Genomic DNA, 17,386 nt, shown 5'->3' on the forward strand with positions numbered 1-17,386 from the left:
AGAAATCCGTTGCTCCGGCAGCACCGAAGGAATACGCTCAGGTCAAAGAACAAAAAACAAACAACTCCCAGTCGAGACTTGCTTGGCACTGGCCCGCAAAAGGCCGGATTGTCGAGGGGTTCTCTGTTGCAGAACAGGGTAACAAGGGGATCGACATAGCCGGCCAGAAGGGGCAACCCGTCTACGCCGCCAGCAGCGGTAAAGTGGTATACGCTGGCAGTGCTTTAAGGGGGTACGGCAAGCTGATTATCCTCAAGCATGATGATGACTATCTCTCCGCTTACGCACACAACGACGAGTTGCGGGTGAAGGAAGGGGACAGCGTCAAGGGGGGCTCGGTCATTGCCAACATGGGTAGCACGGACGCGCCGGATGTGCGATTGCATTTCGAGATCCGGTACAGAGGCAAGTCGATCAATCCGATGAGCTATTTGCCAAAGCGTTAACCCCAGAGAGACCGTCTTACTCTGGTAACGTCAGGGAGACACACCATGAGCCAAGAACAACTGGTAATGCAGGATGCAGAGTTAGAGTTTGACGCTGAACCCGAATCTCACGAGGTAGAAGAGTTGCAGGAGGTAGCCGCCGAGGCGGACGAGACTATCTCCGATGAGTTGCTGGCACCTGAGCTGAACAAGGTGATGGATGCCACGCAACTCTATCTGGGGGAGATTGGCTTCTCCCCGCTGCTCACTGCCGAAGAGGAAGTCTATTATGCCCGTCGTGCCTTGCGCGGTGACAAAGCCGCCCGCAAACGCATGATCGAGTCCAACCTGCGACTGGTGGTGAAAATCGCCCGTCGTTACAACAACCGCGGCCTGGTGCTGCTGGATCTTATCGAAGAGGGCAACCTCGGTCTTATCCGCGCGGTCGAGAAGTTCGACCCCGAGCGCGGCTTCCGTTTCTCTACCTATGCCACCTGGTGGATCCGCCAGACCATCGAGCGGGCCATCATGAACCAGACCCGCACCATCCGTCTGCCCATTCATGTGGTCAAAGAGTTAAACGTTTACCTGCGCACCGCGCGCGAACTCTCTCACCGTCTCGATCACGAGCCGACCGCCGAGGATATCGCCTTCGCGCTGGATCGTTCGGTGGATGATGTGAACCGCATGCTCAAACTCAACGAGAAGATCACCTCGGTGGACACCCCCATAGGCGGCGATCGCGACAAGGCGCTGCTGGATGTGCTCTCCGACGAGCGCGGCATGGGGCCTGAGCTGGAGTCACAGGAAGATGATATGCGCAGCAGCATCGTGCACTGGCTGGAGGAGCTTAATCCCAAGCAGCGGGAAGTGCTGGCTCGCCGTTTCGGTCTGCTGGGTTACGAGCCTGCCACCCTTGAGGATGTGGGAGCCGAGATTGGCCTGACCCGCGAGCGGGTACGCCAGATCCAGGTTGAGGGGCTGCGCCGTCTGCGGGAGATCCTGCTTAGCCAGGGGCTCTCCATTGAGGCCTTGTTTCGCACCTGATTTCGCACCTGAGTAGGTTGCCGTGATGGCAAAAGCTGGCTGAACGGTAGAACAAGTAGATAGCACGAGGGGAGCAACAGCTCCCCTCGTTTTTTATTGCCTGTCGTCTGGCGATGGCTGCGCGGTTATACCAGCTCAGCCAGCATGGTGTCGGCGTAGGGCACCAGCGCTTCGCCCTTTTTCACCTTGGTGAGGTAGTCCGGGTTGGCGATAAGCGGACGACCGATGGCCACCAGATCGAAGCGGTTGGCCTCGATGGCCACGGCGGCGCGCTCGGCGTCGTAGTTGCCCACCCCGACCAGATTGCCCTTGTAGTGGGCGCGCAGATAGTCGGAGGCGCGGCCACCCAGATAATCGAAGGTGAGGTTGTCATCGAAGATGCCGAGGTGGATATAGGCCAGCGGGCGATCGTTGAGCTTGCCCAGCAGATGGTCGAACACGGCGCGATCTTCCGGGCTGCCTGCCAGATGGACATAGGCACCGGGGGAGAGGCGAATGCCAACTCGATCACCGCCGATGCGGGCGCTGATGGCATCGACCACTTCCAGCGCGAAACGGCTCATCTTTTCCGGGCTGCCACCGTAGTTGTCGCTGCGCAGGTTGGTGGAGTGGTGCAGGAACTGGTCGATCAGGTAGCCGTTGGCCCCGTGGATCTCCACCCCGTCAAAACCGGCCTCGATGGCGTTGGCACCGGCAGTCGCGTAATCCTCTACCAGCTGGACGATGTCGGCTTCGGTCAGGGCGCGCGGCACCAGATAGGTCAGCTCGCGCATACGCGGCATGGTGCCCTCATGGGCCACGGCAGAGGGGGCCAGCACTTCCGCCTGATGGAAGAAGGGGTGGGAGAGACGGCCAACGTGCCACAGCTGGGCGAAGATCTTGCCGCCCTTGGCGTGCACGGCGCTGGTTACCTTCTTCCAGCCATCGATCTGTGCCTGGGTGAACAGGCCCGGGGTATTGGGGTAGCCCTGCGCATCGGGGCGAATGATGACGGCCTCGGAAACAATCAGGCCGATGTCGGCGCGGCGGCCGTAATAGGCTGCCATCTGCTCGGTCGGCACCAGACCTGGGCCTGCCATGCAGCGGGTGAGCGGGGCCATCATGAAGCGGTTGGCCAGGGTCAGAGTGTCATTAAGGCGATACGGCTGAAACAGGGTATTCATGATAGGTTGTCCTGAATGGGTTATTCTTGAACGTGCATTCAAGACGTTTTTTGCGTCGGGCGCAAGCTTTTTTTGAATGCGCGTTCAAGAAGGTTGGCCCGAGCGGGCGGCTGGGGTAAACTTGCCGCCCTTTCCAGCCACACTTTATCGGCGGGCCCTGTTGCCCCTTGCCGGTGAACCATTTCCCACGGGAGGAACCATGCGCATAGCCGAGTTTGATCGGGACGAGGTGCTGCGAAATGCCATGGAAGCGTTTCGCGCCAAGGGATACGCCAAGACCACCATGCAGGAGCTGGTGGCCGCCACCGGCCTGCATCCGGGCAGCATCTACGGCGCCTTCGGCAACAAGCGCGGCCTGCTGCTGGCGGCGGTGGATCACTATGTCGAGGGCAAACGCACCCTGCGCCGCTCCCTGCTCGACAACCCGAGCCCGCTGGCGGGCCTTGCGGCTTATCTCGACCGGATTGTGGGGGAGGCGCTCTGCGGCTCCTGTCTGGTGACCCGCACCATGATGGAGTTGAGCGAACAGGATGAGGAGCTGACCCAGCGGGTCAAGGTCATCTATGGCGAGCTGGAGCAGGATCTGGCCGAGTTGCTGACGCAGGCTCAGGCAAAGGGCGAACTGGCCCCTGATAGCAATATCCGCACCCTCACCGCTCTGCTGCTGATCAACCTGCAAGGGTTGGTCACCTTCGCCCAGTGCCGCCCCGATCGCCCCCTGCTTGACGACGTGGTCGCCCAGCTGATGCGGGCCCTGCGGGCGTAACGCGATACAGCGAAAACAACAGTGGCTCCCTCGGGAGCCACTGTTGTTTCTGGTCTCAGCCCTTGCCGGGCTTCTCCATCAACCTTTGGTGCCAGACGCAGCGGCCTTACCTCGGCCCTACCAGCTCTTTCATCAAATCTTTCAGCCACACCAGCGCCGGTTGCTGCGCGTGCACGGGATGCCAGACGCAGTTTAGGTGGTAATCCGGCACGTCTGCGGGTAGCGGCAGGCTTTTCAGCGGCCAGTGGGTGGCGAGCAGCTCGGCCACCATGCTGGGCAGCACCAGCAGGTGATCGCTCTGGCTGACGATGGCGGCGGCGGACATATAACTCTGGCTGTTGACCGAGATGGTGCGGCTAAAGCCCTGACTCTTCAGATAGCGGTCGAGGCTCGCCTCCGAGGTACCCAGCGGCGAGTGGAACACATGGGGCATGGCGATAAGCTGCTGCAAGGTGATGCGCTCCATCCATTGGGAGGGGTCATCCTCGGCGCCGGCGGGGGCCGATTTGGCAATGGGCAGATCGGCGCGTACCAGCCCGGCCAGCGGCTCGGTGAGCCAGGTCTCTTTGCCAAGATACCCCGGCACCTGCATGTACTCGTCAAAGCCCAGCACCAGATCGATCTCGCCGCTTGCCAGCTCGGCTTCGGGCAGGGTGTCGCGCAGGATGCGGATCTCGATGGTGACCCCCGGCGCCAGCCGTCTGAGGCGCTGGATCAGCGGCGGGATCAGCACACACTCCACGTAATCTGTGGTGCAGAGCACGAACCGCCGCTTCGACTGGCTCGGCTCGAACTCTTCTTCCTCGGTGAGCTGCTGCTCCAGCAGCCGCAGCGCCTGCTGCACCCCGAGGTGCAGCCGCTGGGCGCGAGGGGTCGGCAGCATCCCCTGCGGGGTGCGCACCAGGAGCGGGTCGCCGAGAAAGGTGCGCAACCGGTTAAGGGAGTGGCTCATGGCGGGCTGGCTGATAAAAAGCGCCTCGGCGGCGCGGGTGACGCTCCCTTGCGTCATCAGGGCGTCAAAAGCGAGCAGCAGATTGAGGTCGAGCTGGTGCAGTTTCATGGGGGGGATTATTCGCCGTGTTTATGGGACAATCCATCCTATTCATTTGATGGATGGGGGCGCAACGTCTTAATCTGCGACCCACTCTTATTTTTCCGGGTTCCCGCGCCGCATCTGGCGTAAACGGGGGCCTCAATCCATGCAAGGAGCCTTGCGATGAGCATCAAGACCATTAACTCCACGCCGGCCGCCGACGGCTTCACCATGCCCGCCGAGTGGGCGCACCAGCAGGCCGTCTGGATGATCTGGCCGTTTCGCCCGGACAACTGGCGCGTAGCAGGTCGCTTCGCGCAAGAGACCTTCGCCAAGGTGGCAGATGCCATTGGGCAAGCCACCCCGGTCTTTATGGGAGTTCCGGCCCAGTTTATGGAGCAGGCCCGCACCATCATGCCCGCTCACGTCACTCTGGTCGAAATGGACAGCGATGACTGCTGGGCCCGCGATACCGGCCCGACCATCGTTACCAACGCGGCCGGCGAGTGCCGTGGCGTGGATTGGGGCTTCAACGCCTGGGGTGGTCACAAGGGCGGTCTCTACTACCCGTGGAATCAGGATGAAGAGGTTGCTGCCCAGATGCTGGCCCAGCACGGCATGGCTCGTTACGATGCGCCGCTGATTCTGGAAGGGGGCTCTATCCACGTCGATGGCGAAGGTACCTGCCTGACCACCGCCGAGTGCCTGCTCAACGAAAACCGCAACCCGCACCTGACCAAAGAGCAGATCGAAGCTCACCTGCGCGACTATCTGGGCGTCACCAGCTTTATCTGGCTGGACGAAGGCGTCTACATGGATGAAACCGACGGCCACATCGACAACATGTGCTGCTTCGTGCGTCCGGGTGAAGTGGCCCTGCACTGGACTGACGATCAGAACGATCCCCAGTACGCCCGCTCCGTGGCCGCCCTCAAGGTGCTGGAAGCGGCGGTCGATGCCAAGGGTCGCAAGCTGAAAGTGTGGAAGCTGCCCCAGCCGGGCCCGCTGTTCTGTACTGAAGAGGAGTCTGCCGGTGTCGAGAGCGGTACCGGCGTGCCGCGCGAGGCAGAAGGCCGTCTGGCCGGTTCCTACGTGAACTTCCTTATCACCAACGATCGCATCGTCTATCCGCTGCTGGATGCCGCCACCGATGGCGAAGCCCAGCGCATTCTGGAAGAGATCTTCCCGGATCACACCGTGGTCGGCGTACCGGCCCGCGAGATCCTGCTGGGCGGTGGCAATATTCACTGCATTACCCAGCAGATCCCCTCCGGCAAATAAGAACCGGATGACGATCCTGCTGCGAAGCCGTGATCAAGGCTCATGTGCTGCTCGGAATCCTCATGTATTCACATACACTCCGGTTCCTGCGCTGCTCTTCACCTTGCTGACGGCCTCTCGCGACGGGTCGTAAACCGGCTTACGCCAGCTGAGGTTGGTATTCAAAACCCCACGCCGTGGGGTTTTCTCTCTTGATGGTGTGATGGTCGCCGGCGCTGATGCGGCGATCATCATGACAAACAGTCACCCTTTTACAGGAGATCCTAAATGATCGAAGTGACCGAGGTTTCCATTGCCGAGCTTCGTGCCGCGCTCGAATCAGGCCGCACCACAGCGGTCGAACTGGTCAAGGCCTATCTGGCCCGTATCGAGGCCTACAACGGCCCCGAGACTGCCACCAAACTCAATGCCGTGGTGGTCGCCAATCCCGATGCGCTGAAAGAAGCCGAGGCTTCCGATGCCCGCCGCGCTCGTGGTGAAACCCTGGGGCCGCTCGACGGCATCCCCTACACCGCCAAAGACAGCTATTTGGTCAAGGGGCTGACCGCTGCCTCCGGCAGCCCGGCCTTCAAGGATCTGGTGGCCCAGCGCGATGCCTTTACCGTTGAGCGCCTGCGCGCCGCCGGTGCCATCTGCCTTGGCAAAACCAATATGCCGCCGATGGCCAATGGTGGCATGCAGCGCGGCGTCTATGGCCGTGCAGAGAGCCCCTACAACGCCGACTACCTGACCGCGCCGTTTGCCTCCGGCTCCTCCAACGGTGCCGGTACCGCCACCGCCGCCAGCTTCTCCGCCTTTGGTCTGGCGGAAGAGACCTGGTCGAGCGGCCGTGGCCCTGCCTCCAACAACGGTCTGTGCGCCTACACCCCGTCCCGTGGCGTCATCTCGGTGCGCGGCAACTGGCCGCTGACCCCGACCATGGATGTGGTGGTGCCCTATGCCCGCACCATGAACGACCTCTTGGAAGTGCTGGATGTGGTGGTGGCTGACGATGCCGAAACCCGTGGCGATCTGTGGCGCCTGCAGCCCTGGGTGCAGCTGCCCAAGGCCTCCGAGGTGCGTCCGGCTTCCTATCTGGATCTGGCTGCCAAGGCCGATGCCCTCAAGGGCAAGCGCCTCGGCGTGCCGCGCATGTTTATCAACAAGGATGAACTGGCCGGCACCAGCGAAAACCCCGGCATCGGCGGCCCGACCGGTCAGCGCATCCATACCCGTGAGACCGTGATCGCCCTCTGGGAAGAAGCGCGCAAGGCGCTGGAAGCCGCTGGCGCCGAAGTCATCGAAGTGGACTTCCCGCTGGTATCCAACTGCGAAGGGGACCGACCCGGCGCGCCGACCGTGTTCAATCGCGGCATCGTGAGCCCGGAGTTTCTCAACGACGAGCTGTGGGAGCTCTCCGGCTGGGCGTTCGACGACTTCCTGCGCGCCAACGGCGATCCCAAGTTGAACAAGCTGGCCGATGTCGATGGGCCGAAGATCTTCCCCCACGATCCGGGTACCCTGCCGAACCGCGAGGGCGATCTGGCGGCGGGCATGGACGAGTACGTCAATATGGCCAAGCGCGGCCTGAAATCCTGGGACGAGATCGCTACAGTGCCGGACGGTCTGCGCGGCCTGGAGAAAACCCGCAAGCTGGATCTGGAAGACTGGATGGACGGGCTCAAGCTCGACGCCGTGCTGTTCCCGACCGTCGCCGACGTCGCCCCGGCTGATGCGGATGTGAATCCGGCCTCCGCCGATATCGCCTGGAGCAACGGCATCTGGGTCGCCAACGGCAACCTCGCCATTCGCCACCTCGGCGTGCCGACCGTCACCGTCCCCATGGGTGTGATGGCCGATATCGGTATGCCGGTGGGGCTGACCTTCGCCGGTCGTGCCTATGACGACAACAACCTGCTGCGCTTCGCCTCGGCCTTCGAGTCCACCGGCAGCAAGCGCAAGGTGCCGCCACGCACGCCGCCGTTGGCTTGAGCGTCGCCGCTGGCCTGATAGTTGTTAGATCAGGCACAAAGAGAGAGGGAGGCATTATGCCTCCCTCTTTTTTCGTCCATATTCTGGCTTTGGCCATCACACCCGGATGTTCTGGCCCGCGCCCATCTCGCTTTTTGTCACAGGCGGGGTCTGCTCATCCTGGGACAAACTGGCCTCCCACTCGTGGGCCTTCTCCAGCAGATCGGCGAGGCTCTCCCTGATCTGCTGCGGACGATAGTTCCCCAACGCGAGCTGGGAGAAAAACGATACCCGCTCGGTGCCGGGATAGATGCCGACCCCGTAGCCATGGCGCAAGGGGGCGAGGGCATGCTCGCCAAAACGCAGGAACAATTCGCGAGACAGGCGCTCGGGAAGATCGCTCGCCGTAGTCACCGAGAGCACCAGTGCCATTTCGTCGGGCTGAGCCACGATATTGACCACAAAGGGGGCGCTCGCTTCCTCTGCTGCTCGCTGGATCTCGAACGTGCAGACGCCGTTTTCATCGAAGGCCAGCGGCTCGACCGACAGCTCGGCCACGATTTTCTGATAGATATCCAACACAACACTCCAGTCCGGTTGCCCGGTCGTCTTCGAAGGGGTATGGCAAGATCACAACGAGACGGCCCGCCACCGAGCGGGCCGGGCCGTCATCCATATTCATGGCAAGGGTTACACCTTGATATTGAGTGCTCGGCCCTCTTCCAGCTCGAACATCCGGACATCGCTCACCGGATTGTCGTTAAAGCGCACGCTTTTCTTCATCTTGGCGGCGACGTTCTCCCCGTCCGATGAGCCAGTGTGCTCTTCGACCAGCGGTGAGGTCTTGTTGGCGCGGGTGTTTGCCTTGGTCAGGGCGTTCAGCTCGGCGTTGGCTCTTTGCTCAAACAGCTGGACGAAGCTGCGATTGAACTCTGCATTGACCTTGGCGTTGAACGCCTCCGATTCATGGCCCAGGGTATTCAACGCCGAGCTGAGTGCCTCACCCGAGAGTGACTCGTGCAGGGCGATCGTCCGCTCGATCACCCGACTGCTCAGCATGCTGAAGATGGCATCTTTACCGTTGATAAAGCTGGAGAAGTGCTGCTGGACAAAGCTCAGGGAGTCCTTCTCCAGCGTCTCCAGACCGAGGCGCTTCTTGTTGGCATCTGTGATATCGGCCATGGTCGCCGTTTTGGGGTCGCTACCCGGCTTCAGATATTGGGCCTCGTTCTTGAACTCGCTGACGGGCTGGTTAAAGGCTTGCTGCACAATCTTCTTGGCTTGGCCAAGTTCGGTCAGTTGCCGCTGCACCTCGGACTGAATTTGAGTGGCCCGGGTGGTGAGCGCACTCTCCCCCTTGGTGGCGGCGCGGCTAAAGAAATCGACCACCGCATTTTTGATGCGGCCCAGCGTGCTTAAATGGGCTAGGTCCCGTTGTACGGAGACATCCCCGCTCTTGCCGATATGAATGGTGTACTCCTTGCCTTCACCCAGATGAAGGGCAAGCTTCTGATTGCTGCCGGGATTGACGTTGGCGAGCTGCAGGCTGTCGATAGCCTTCAACATCACCGGGGTAGCTCCATGAATAGCCATGACCTTGGTTCCTTATCTCACTACAAGCGATACATCTGGCCTGCATCATACCCGTCAGTGAAAACGCAGTTTATTAGCCATGGTTGCACTATTTTAGTTTGGGGTTGGCCTGCACTGGCGTGTGTGAGAGGAGTTCGGCGTTGAGTCCACCGGCAGCAAGCGTATGGTGCCGCCACAGACGCCGCCGTTGGGGTGATTGGTTACTGAGGCTAAATAACCCATGTGTCTAGTGATAAAATAAAAACCACTCGCAATGCGGGTGGTTTTTATTTTAGATATTAGATTCAATTAATCGAATGCCTACATGGAAGTTAAAGCTATATTTGGTCAGTTATGCTCACTGCAACTATCTAAAAGACCATCAATAATCTGTTTATCTATATCGACAACAAACTCGTAAATGACGCCTATCAAATTGGTGATGTCCTCTTGTGAGATATATACATTATCGCCATGTCGACTTTTCCCATTGCGATGAACAATATCATGTCTAGTTTGGGAGTAAGACCCAATAGTTTTTAGCTTGTCATCAGGTATTTTGCAGTCAAGGACTTTCTCAAAAAGGTTTTTTATGTTTTTTATATCATGGAAAGATATTTGACGGTCAAGATAAAAAAGTATCTTTCTGTCTAGTTCGTCAAGGTACTTGAAAATGTCATTTCCTTTTATCTCAAGGTTTTTAAATGAGTGATAAGATTCAACAAATCTACGTTTTATTGCATGTCTGTTTAGAACATGGCGTTTCATTGTATCAGTAAGATATGCCTCCATAGCTGTTATCACACTAGAGAAAATCATTCTTTGTAATACAGGTGTAGCTTTGTTAAGTTCAATAGATTGAATTTCATCTATTGATTTTTTAAAAATTTTAAAAAATATCGTCTCACCAGACTGTACTTGTTCTATATCATCAAAATCATCGACCCACCCACCATTTACTATGTCGGTTATATCCAGTTCACACAAATCATCGTCTTTACACATATCAAGTAAAAGGATTGCATAAGATTCCATTTGCATGCATGGGAATATTGCCCCTGAAAATCCATGATGATAGTGATTAGGAACGCCATGCAGCGGTGAAAGCATGAAAGATAGCAATGGTTTATTGGGAATGTTCACATCAACTTCATCGTCAAAATTATCAAATGATAAATCAGTTTTATCTAAGGCTTCTGGGAAATGTTTAATCCATTGTTCAAGAGTCGTACTTCGTAATACTTCTAGTTTTTTAGGTATGACACTGGCCATATGTACATCATATTGTTCATTATGAATTGCTGCTACCTGGCTGTAATAATCTAAACTTTCTTTCATCTCCTTTATCCAAAGCTCACGAGTTTCATTGAAATCGTGTTCAAGGGATTTTCGGTCATATCCAGCAAGTTGAAGACGTCGTCGAATTGTTGATACAGGAGCTCGATATCCAATAAAGTCACGTTCTTCATCAGCTTGCGCTATTTCCCGAGCTCGATCTGATTTAGTGAAATACCATTCGTCATAAGTATTCTTCCATTCAACTAGAATATGTCCATTTATTTTAATGTCTGCATAACTACCCATGCTATAGCCCTTTATCAAAATTTGATAATTACTCTACAAACTCGTAGAGTATGTTTTCCCTAACTTTAAATAATGATATGGTAAATTTGTACCTATTTCATTAGATGTTTAGGTTCGAATAGGGCCGTAGGTTCGAATAGCGAAGCGTATTCGGACGTTCGCGAATTGGAGGTCGCTGCTGTTTTTCCCTGACTTCACTCAGACTTCACACAACCTCATTTTCCCCTCACAAATCCCCCGTATCTTCTGCCCATTGCTTAAAAGGCCCGGCTTGCCACAGGGGTGGCGAGGGGGCGGTTGGTTCGAGGGAGCAAGATGATGAAAAGTTGGATGAAGTGCGGATTGGCTGGGGCTGTGGTGCTGATGGCGAGTTTCTGGGGTGGCAGCGTGCGGGCCGCGGGGATCTCCCTCAAGCAGGTAAGCGGCCCTGTTTACGTGGTTGAAGATAACTACTACGTAAAGGAAAACTCCATGGTCTATTTCGGGGCCAAGGGGGTGACAGTGGTGGGGGCGACCTGGACGCCGGATACTGCCCGCGAGCTGCACAAGCTGATCAAACGGGTCAGCAGCAAGCCGGTGCTGGAGGTGATCAACACCAACTACCACACCGACCGCGCGGGCGGTAACGCCTACTGGAAGTCCATCGGGGCCAAGGTGGTGGCGACCCGCCAGACCCGGGATCTGATGAAGAGCGACTGGGCCGAGATTGTCGCCTTTACCCGCAAGGGGCTGCCGGAGTACCCGGATCTGCCGCTGGTGCTGCCCAACGTGGTGCACGATGGTGACTTCAAGCTGCAAGATGGCAAAGTGCGCGCCTTCTACGCGGGCCCGGCCCATACGCCGGACGGCATCTTTGTCTACTTCCCCGACGAGCAGGTGCTCTATGGCAACTGCATCCTCAAGGAGAAGCTGGGCAATCTGAGCTTTGCCAATGTGAAGGCGTATCCGCAGACCATCGAGCGGCTCAAAGCGATGAAGCTGCCGATCAAGACAGTGATTGGCGGTCACGACTCGCCGCTGCACGGCCCCGAGCTGATTGATCACTATAAAGAGCTGATCAAGGCGGCGCCGCAGTCATAAGGGTTGCGCGACAGACTGGCAGCAAGCCGTGCCATCGCTGCAATCAGCAGCCATAACGGCACACCACAAAACGCCCGCTTTCAGGAAATAAGCGGGGGTTTTGCTGTTGCGGTTTTTCTGCGGCCACTTATTGCGGGCGTTGGCACGGCGAGATTAAGGCTGTTCAAGGCGGGTGGGCTTTCATAAGATGGCCCTCTCTCTTTTCCCTGAAAGTTATCCATTTTCGTTATGCAATACGCCTCTCTCGCGCGCCTCAAGCAGGCCTTTATCACCGGGATGTGGGCCTCGCTGGTCAGCATCGTTATCGGCTTCGCCTTCAAGGTGTGGTTGGCGCAGTGGGTCGCCAAGGGGGAGCTGGCGCTGTTTAACAGCGTGGTGGATTTGATCTCCCTCTCCTTTATCCTGATGACAGGTTTTCGCTCCTCCATGGTGGTGAGCTACTCCCAGACCAAAAACGATCGGGACATCATCAATATCTTCCGCTACTTCCTCATCGGCATCGTGCTGCTCACCTGGGGGGCGGTGATCCCCTATATCAAGCACGGGCTCCATATCCGGGTGGAGTATTTGCAACTGGTGGGGGTCATCTTCGGGTTGGGGCTCAAGGTCTACTTCACCAATCTGGTGGCCATGTACCGGATGTATGCGCTCTCCAACCGGGTCACCTGGCTGGAGCCGCTGGCCAACGGTCTGCTGTTTATGGCCTGCTATTTCGGACTGGGGATGGATGCGCTCGCTTCGCTCTTCTACGGGCTGACCTTCTCGTCGCTCGCCATCGCCGGTTATATGTATGTTTCGCGGCGCAGGGCCATCGCCACCAAGCCGCTGGCCAAGGTAGCGCTCGGCCCCGAGATGGTGAGCTATGTGAAGAAGAGCTTTACCGCCTCGCTGGAGGCGGGCGCCAGCATCCTGATGATCTATATCACTGTGCTGCTCACTATCCGCCACTTCAGCATCGACGAGCTGGGGGATTTTCAGGTGGTGGTGCGCCCCATCTTCACCTATATGACCACCTTGTTCGTCTTCCCCATCTACCGCTTTGTGCTGCCTGAGCTGGCGGTCAATCTGCGCAACGGCGATCACCGCCAGATCAGAATGATACGGAGCTGGATCTTCCGTCTCTCCGCCATTGTCAGTCTGGCCTTCTTTGGCTTGATGTTGCTGGCGGGCAAGCCGCTGGTGCTGTTGTTCTTCCCCGCCGACTACGTGGGTGCTGTGCCTGTACTGTTCCACTTCTCGATCTTCTTTATCTTTATGATGTTCAACGGCTATCAGCTCGCCTATATCAAGGCTCACGGTCACTTTACCCAGAGCTTGTTGATCCGGCTGGCGGGCATAGTGGCACTGGTCGCCGCCTACTATCTGGTGGCCGAATTCACCGCCAACGTGGTGGCGATTATCGTGGCGCTGGGGCTCGGCTATATGGTGATGTTTATTCTCTCGACCCTGGCGGAGCGGCAGATCTTGCGATCCCTGCCACTGGTGCTGGCGACCCGTTAGGGTGTGACTCGCCAAGAGCTGGCTTTGGTCAGATAACAAAAAACGCCCGTGCGGGCGTTTTTTTATTGGCGGCGCAGGAGCGGTTTAACGCTTGCCCTTGCCACCCTTGTTGCCAGCGAGGGCCTGCTTTCTGGCGCGCTGCTTCTGGGCCGCCTTGCTATTGCGGCGCGGCTCGGGCTCGAAGCGGGTGAGATCCGGCTCAAAGCCCGGAAACCACTGCTGGGGCAAGCGGGTGTCGAGTACCGCTTCCACCTTCTCCAGCAGGGGCGCATCTTCCGGACTGAACAGGGTAATGGCGAGCCCCTTGTTGCCGGCGCGGCCGGTGCGACCGATACGGTGGACGTAATCCTCCGCCACAAACGGGAACTCGAGATTAATCACATAGTTGAGATCGCTGATATCGAGGCCGCGGGCTGCTACGTCGGTGGCGACCAGCGCCTGCAAGGTGCCAGCGCGAAACTCCAGCAGCACTTTCTCCCGCGCACTTTGCGACAGATCGCCGTGGAAGGCCAGCGCATTGATGTCCGCCTTGCCGAGCTGCTGGGCCAGTTTGTCCGCCCCCTGACGGGTGCGGCTGAAGATGAGCGCCGGTGCCCAACCTTTCACTTTGAGCATATGTTCGACCAGTGCCAGCTTGCGATCGCTGTCCACGGTATAAACCCGCTGCTCCACCTCGGCTGCCGTGGTGTTGCGCGGTGCCACTTCGATCAGTTCGGGGTCGCGCAGGAGCACCTTGCAGAGGGCAAACAGGTTGTCGTCGCAGGTGGCGGAGAAGAGCAGGGTCTGGCGATCCGCCGGGATCTGTTTGAGCAGCGCCTTGATCTCGTCCATAAAGCCCATGTCGAGCATGCGATCCGCCTCGTCAAACACCAGATGGCGGAGGCTATCCAGGCTCAATACCCCCTGACGCAGATGGTCGAGCAGGCGGCCCGGGGTGGCGATCAGGATATCCACCCCGGCTTGAAGCGCCTCTACCTGCGCCGCGATACTCACCCCGCCGTAGACTTGCGTGCTGGTGAGACCTGTCCCCTGCCCGTAGCGCGCGACACTCTCGGCGACCTGTACCGCGAGCTCGCGGGTTGGCACCAGCACCAGCGCGCGGATCGGGCGCGGGGATTCTGCTTGCGGCTGCGCCAGCAACTGCTCCAGCAGCGGCAGCACAAAGGCGGCGGTCTTGCCGGTGCCGGTCTGGGCCCCCGCCATCAGATCCCGCCCCGCCAGAATGACCGGGATGGCGCGAGCCTGAATGGGGGTGAGCGCGGCATAGCCGAGTTCGCTCAGGGTCTGCTGCAGACGGGGGGAGAGGGCCAGTTCGGCAAAGGAGGCAATGGACATAGAAGGCACCAGTATGGGGTTATCGCGGCCAGCGGCCACAACGACACAATCATCGTGGCCGCGATGGTAACAGAAGCAGGGGGATCGGCAGAAGGCGGCTATGCCTCTGCGTCGTCCGGCAATGGGCGGATCAGCCGGATCGTTTTGCCCTCGTAGCAGGCGATGTTGTGTTTGCCGTGCTGTTTGACGTGGTAGAGCAGCTCGTCGGCCAGATGCACTGCCTCGGTGACGGTGAGATAGTCACGAATGCGGATCACCCCGGCGGAGAAGGTGATGGGGGTGGGCAGCTCGGGGATCCCCAATGGCCGATCCAGCAGGCGGCCAGCGGAGTGGGTCATCATCTCGTCATCCTCCATCCCCTTGAACAGCACGATAAACTCCTCGCCCCCCCAACGGATGGCGCTGTCCACCTTGCGGATATTGCTTCTGAGGTGGCGGGCAAAGGCGACCAGTGCCAGATCACCGATGCCATGGCCATAGGTGTCGTTGATGGACTTGAAGTTGTCGATATCGAGGATCATCAGGTAGTCGTGCTCATGGAGCAGGCTCTGACTGAGCACATCCCTGCGTGGCAGTCGAGTCAGGTGGTCGGTGTGCGCCAGTGTTCGCAGTCGCTGGTAGAGCTGCTTCCAGACAATCATGCCCAGCAACAGCACGATGAGATAGACCTTGAACGCTGCACTGTGAAAGGCCAGTTTGATGAAATCGAGCCAGCAGTAGGACCACTTCAGATAGAGATCTTCCCCAGCCTTGGTGCGCATAAAGGGTTTGCTCAGGCAGAAGTGCCAGGAACGGCAGGGCTCGGCAGCCTCAAACGAGATATCGGTGCGGGTCGGGTTGACAGTGTCGAAGGGCTGCAGCACATCGCTAAACGCCTCATCGACGGCGATGTCGATGCTGAGCAACCCGTATTTGTAGCCGCCACGCCCCGACTGATGAATGAAGGGGAAGCTCATTACTATGGTTTTGCGCATGCTGAAGGGGTCGATACCGATATCGGAGACAAAGGCTTCATCGGCGCTGCAAAAGGGGCGGCCGGGTGCAAAGCTGGCGCAACCGAAGTAGTGATACCAGGCAGGCAGGGTCATCAAATCCACCTTGATCGGCGCCAGTCTGGCGGGCAGCAGCTTGTTGTCGGCCACCATGCCGATCAGCCGGTAGTCGTTCCAGATGGTGTAGATATTGATCACCTCCGGATAGGAGAGGGCATAGCGGAAGGTGTTGAGGATATTGGCGGCCGGGTATTGCAGGGGCACATCGGCAAAGCGGTCCTTGCTTCTCAGGTCGTAGCCATAGAGGTAGTTGGTGTTCGCTTTGTTGTTTACGAGGTGGGTGGGGGTCTCCAGCGACCGCTGGTAGGCAAGATAGCTGGTGATGTTCTCCACCTCGAGGATTTTGGCCCGCTGGTAGAAGACCTCGAACACGTTCTTCTGCTTGGCTGTGATGAGATCCATATCGTGCCGCAGGCTCTGATAGGTGTAATAGAAGACGCAGACCAATCCGGTGAGGGCGAGCAGGGTCAATCCGAGCACTTTGACGATGAACTGGCGAGTAGACGCCGATGGCCAGTGAAGAGTTGGGGATTTACCTGAAAATAAGGTCATAGGAGTCTGGGTGCGGTACCGATAGGGGCGTGAGCGCCATATGGGCAAAGTATACGCGAAGGAAATCCCGACAGGATCCACCGACAAACCTTGCCAGAAGCTGAAGCCCTCACCACTTATTTATCCCTACTCCACGATCAGCACGCTTTCGCTGGCCAGATGGTGCAGCCACTCCCTGACGATCAGCAATACGGCGGCAAAGTGCTCGTCGCGGGGCAGCAAGCTGGCGGCGAGGGGATCCCCTTCCGCCATGGCGGCCAGCTGGCCGAACGCCTGCTCCACCAGATCCCGGTCGAGCTGGTTGTCCCCCAACACTTCGGCCAGTGACGGCTGGCTGCGCAGGGTCAGCTGCAAACCGGGCGGGATCTGCGGGGCGATGCGCATCAGCTCATCTTCCACCACCATGATGGCCCGCTCCAGTTCGAGCGGGGTGGGCGGTGCATGGCGAAACGGCCCGGGCTGGATGGCGTGGGTGCCAAAGGCCAGCGGGTAGTGTGACGGGGCCGCCCCGGGCTGGCTCAGCCAGACCTGACTGCTCTGTTCACCAATCTCCAGCAGCAGGGTCATCATCTCCGGTACGGGTTGTGTCATGTTGCTGAGCTCCTGTATTGCAAACGTTTTTCCATTCTGCCTTTGATACCCTCGCTGTCGCCGTTTGGCGAGCACATTTTCTGCGAGTCGTCCCTTACTTTGTTGCAAACCCCTTGCAAAAAAATTCATTGGTGGCAGTCTGGATGTCTAAATGGCTGCTGCCGTTTCGTTATCCTCAGATGATTCAGGAGTTCAGATATGGATATTCGCACCGCTCCCCGCGCCATCGCGCTCGCCCTCATGCTGGCCAGCGGCATCGCCGCCGCCAGCGAAGCGCTGGTGATCCAGACCGATTTCGGCCTCAAAGATGGCGCCGTGTCGGCCATGAAGGGGGTTGCCTTCGGGGTGGATCGCGCCCTGCCGCTCTATGACCTGACCCACGAGATCCCGGCTTACAACATTTGGGAAGCCTCCTACCGCCTCTACCAGACCCTGCAGTATTGGCCCAAGGGCAC

The 17,386-nt window shown here is 58.4% G+C and carries 16 protein-coding genes; 8 read left to right on the forward strand and 8 right to left on the reverse strand.

The genetic code is table 11. From position 1 onward, the window contains the following. Together AACS18_RS00890 and rpoS are read left to right on the forward strand one after the other, a co-directional pair. A partial coding sequence (locus AACS18_RS00890) for a peptidoglycan DD-metalloendopeptidase family protein (RefSeq protein ID WP_146184734.1) occupies positions 1-446 on the forward strand: 446 nt, incomplete at its 5' end. A gap of 45 nt (positions 447-491) precedes the next feature. Then, positions 492-1,472, forward strand: coding sequence for an RNA polymerase sigma factor RpoS (gene rpoS / locus AACS18_RS00895; RefSeq protein ID WP_108611989.1), 981 nt, complete (start codon positions 492-494; stop codon positions 1,470-1,472). 125 nt (positions 1,473-1,597) lie between these two features. Here rpoS and AACS18_RS00900 read toward each other — a convergent pair whose 3' ends face one another. After that, entirely contained in the window at positions 1,598-2,635 is a 1,038-nt protein-coding gene (locus tag AACS18_RS00900; protein WP_181363235.1) for an alkene reductase, read from the reverse strand. A 199-nt stretch (positions 2,636-2,834) separates the two neighbouring features. Here AACS18_RS00900 and AACS18_RS00905 point away from each other — a divergent pair, with 199 nt between their 5' ends. Beyond that, entirely contained in the window at positions 2,835-3,401 is a 567-nt protein-coding gene (locus AACS18_RS00905; RefSeq protein WP_068977724.1) for a TetR/AcrR family transcriptional regulator, read from the forward strand. Between the two features lie 106 nt (positions 3,402-3,507). On the opposite strand, the gene AACS18_RS00910 is transcribed toward AACS18_RS00905, so the two are convergent. Then, positions 3,508-4,461: a LysR family transcriptional regulator gene (locus AACS18_RS00910; RefSeq protein WP_108611991.1), complete on the reverse strand. Its 954-nt coding sequence runs from the start codon at positions 4,459-4,461 to the stop codon at positions 3,508-3,510. Positions 4,462-4,617: 156 nt separating this feature from the next. On the opposite strand from AACS18_RS00910, the gene aguA reads away from it, so the two are divergent. Beyond that, the gene (gene aguA, locus AACS18_RS00915; RefSeq protein ID WP_108611992.1) at positions 4,618-5,715 is read left to right on the forward strand and encodes an agmatine deiminase; all 1,098 of its coding nucleotides are present in this window, start codon (positions 4,618-4,620) and stop codon (positions 5,713-5,715) included. 267 nt (positions 5,716-5,982) lie between these two features. Beyond that, the gene (locus AACS18_RS00920; protein WP_108611993.1) at positions 5,983-7,686 is read left to right on the forward strand and encodes an amidase; all 1,704 of its coding nucleotides are present in this window, start codon (positions 5,983-5,985) and stop codon (positions 7,684-7,686) included. 96 nt (positions 7,687-7,782) lie between these two features. On the opposite strand, the gene AACS18_RS00925 is transcribed toward AACS18_RS00920, so the two are convergent. From AACS18_RS00925 to AACS18_RS00935, 3 genes are all read right to left on the reverse strand, one after another. After that, positions 7,783-8,244, reverse strand: coding sequence for a CesT family type III secretion system chaperone (locus AACS18_RS00925; protein WP_108611994.1), 462 nt, complete (start codon positions 8,242-8,244; stop codon positions 7,783-7,785). A gap of 111 nt (positions 8,245-8,355) precedes the next feature. Next, positions 8,356-9,258 (reverse strand): hypothetical protein, encoded by a 903-nt coding sequence (locus AACS18_RS00930; RefSeq protein ID WP_108611995.1) that lies wholly within the window; start codon positions 9,256-9,258, stop codon positions 8,356-8,358. 327 nt (positions 9,259-9,585) lie between these two features. After that, positions 9,586-10,821 carry a HEPN/Toprim-associated domain-containing protein gene (locus AACS18_RS00935; RefSeq protein ID WP_108611996.1) on the reverse strand — a complete coding sequence of 412 codons (1,236 nt, stop codon included), beginning with the start codon at positions 10,819-10,821 and terminating at the stop codon, positions 9,586-9,588. Positions 10,822-11,136: 315 nt separating this feature from the next. On the opposite strand from AACS18_RS00935, the gene cphA reads away from it, so the two are divergent. Beyond that, positions 11,137-11,901 carry a CphA family subclass B2 metallo-beta-lactamase gene (cphA, locus tag AACS18_RS00940; RefSeq protein WP_108611997.1) on the forward strand — a complete coding sequence of 255 codons (765 nt, stop codon included), beginning with the start codon at positions 11,137-11,139 and terminating at the stop codon, positions 11,899-11,901. Positions 11,902-12,129: 228 nt separating this feature from the next. Continuing rightward, positions 12,130-13,401: a lipopolysaccharide biosynthesis protein gene (locus tag AACS18_RS00945; protein ID WP_108611998.1), complete on the forward strand. Its 1,272-nt coding sequence runs from the start codon at positions 12,130-12,132 to the stop codon at positions 13,399-13,401. 84 nt (positions 13,402-13,485) lie between these two features. Here AACS18_RS00945 and AACS18_RS00950 read toward each other — a convergent pair whose 3' ends face one another. The 3 genes from AACS18_RS00950 to AACS18_RS00960 form a co-directional block, all read right to left on the reverse strand. Further along, entirely contained in the window at positions 13,486-14,736 is a 1,251-nt protein-coding gene (locus AACS18_RS00950) for a DEAD/DEAH box helicase (RefSeq protein WP_108611999.1), read from the reverse strand. Positions 14,737-14,834: 98 nt separating this feature from the next. After that, the gene (locus tag AACS18_RS00955) at positions 14,835-16,340 is read right to left on the reverse strand and encodes a GGDEF domain-containing protein (protein ID WP_108612000.1); all 1,506 of its coding nucleotides are present in this window, start codon (positions 16,338-16,340) and stop codon (positions 14,835-14,837) included. A gap of 126 nt (positions 16,341-16,466) precedes the next feature. Then, positions 16,467-16,931: a hypothetical protein gene (locus AACS18_RS00960; protein WP_108612001.1), complete on the reverse strand. Its 465-nt coding sequence runs from the start codon at positions 16,929-16,931 to the stop codon at positions 16,467-16,469. A gap of 198 nt (positions 16,932-17,129) precedes the next feature. On the opposite strand from AACS18_RS00960, the gene AACS18_RS00965 reads away from it, so the two are divergent. Then, on the forward strand, positions 17,130-17,386 hold a 257-nt coding region (locus AACS18_RS00965), incomplete at its 3' end, for an SAM-dependent chlorinase/fluorinase (protein WP_258228669.1).

The sequence above is a fragment of the Aeromonas sp. HMWF015 genome (genome assembly GCF_963878965.1).
Classification (GTDB): Bacteria; Pseudomonadota; Gammaproteobacteria; order Enterobacterales; family Aeromonadaceae; genus Aeromonas; species Aeromonas veronii.

Coding starts and splice junctions, on each gene's coding strand:
- AACS18_RS00920 (WP_108611993.1), top strand. CDS start 5,983: ATGATCGAAGTGACCGAGGTTTCCATTGCCGAGCTTCGTGCCGCGCTC.
- AACS18_RS00945 (WP_108611998.1), top strand. CDS start 12,130: ATGCAATACGCCTCTCTCGCGCGCCTCAAGCAGGCCTTTATCACCGGG.
- AACS18_RS00905 (WP_068977724.1), top strand. CDS start 2,835: ATGCGCATAGCCGAGTTTGATCGGGACGAGGTGCTGCGAAATGCCATG.
- aguA (WP_108611992.1), top strand. CDS start 4,618: ATGAGCATCAAGACCATTAACTCCACGCCGGCCGCCGACGGCTTCACC.
- AACS18_RS00935 (WP_108611996.1), bottom strand. CDS start 10,821: ATGGGTAGTTATGCAGACATTAAAATAAATGGACATATTCTAGTTGAA.
- AACS18_RS00955 (WP_108612000.1), bottom strand. CDS start 16,340: ATGACCTTATTTTCAGGTAAATCCCCAACTCTTCACTGGCCATCGGCG.
- rpoS (WP_108611989.1), top strand. CDS start 492: ATGAGCCAAGAACAACTGGTAATGCAGGATGCAGAGTTAGAGTTTGAC.
- AACS18_RS00910 (WP_108611991.1), bottom strand. CDS start 4,461: ATGAAACTGCACCAGCTCGACCTCAATCTGCTGCTCGCTTTTGACGCC.
- AACS18_RS00960 (WP_108612001.1), bottom strand. CDS start 16,931: ATGACACAACCCGTACCGGAGATGATGACCCTGCTGCTGGAGATTGGT.
- AACS18_RS00950 (WP_108611999.1), bottom strand. CDS start 14,736: ATGTCCATTGCCTCCTTTGCCGAACTGGCCCTCTCCCCCCGTCTGCAG.
- AACS18_RS00900 (WP_181363235.1), bottom strand. CDS start 2,635: ATGAATACCCTGTTTCAGCCGTATCGCCTTAATGACACTCTGACCCTG.
- cphA (WP_108611997.1), top strand. CDS start 11,137: ATGATGAAAAGTTGGATGAAGTGCGGATTGGCTGGGGCTGTGGTGCTG.
- AACS18_RS00930 (WP_108611995.1), bottom strand. CDS start 9,258: ATGGCTATTCATGGAGCTACCCCGGTGATGTTGAAGGCTATCGACAGC.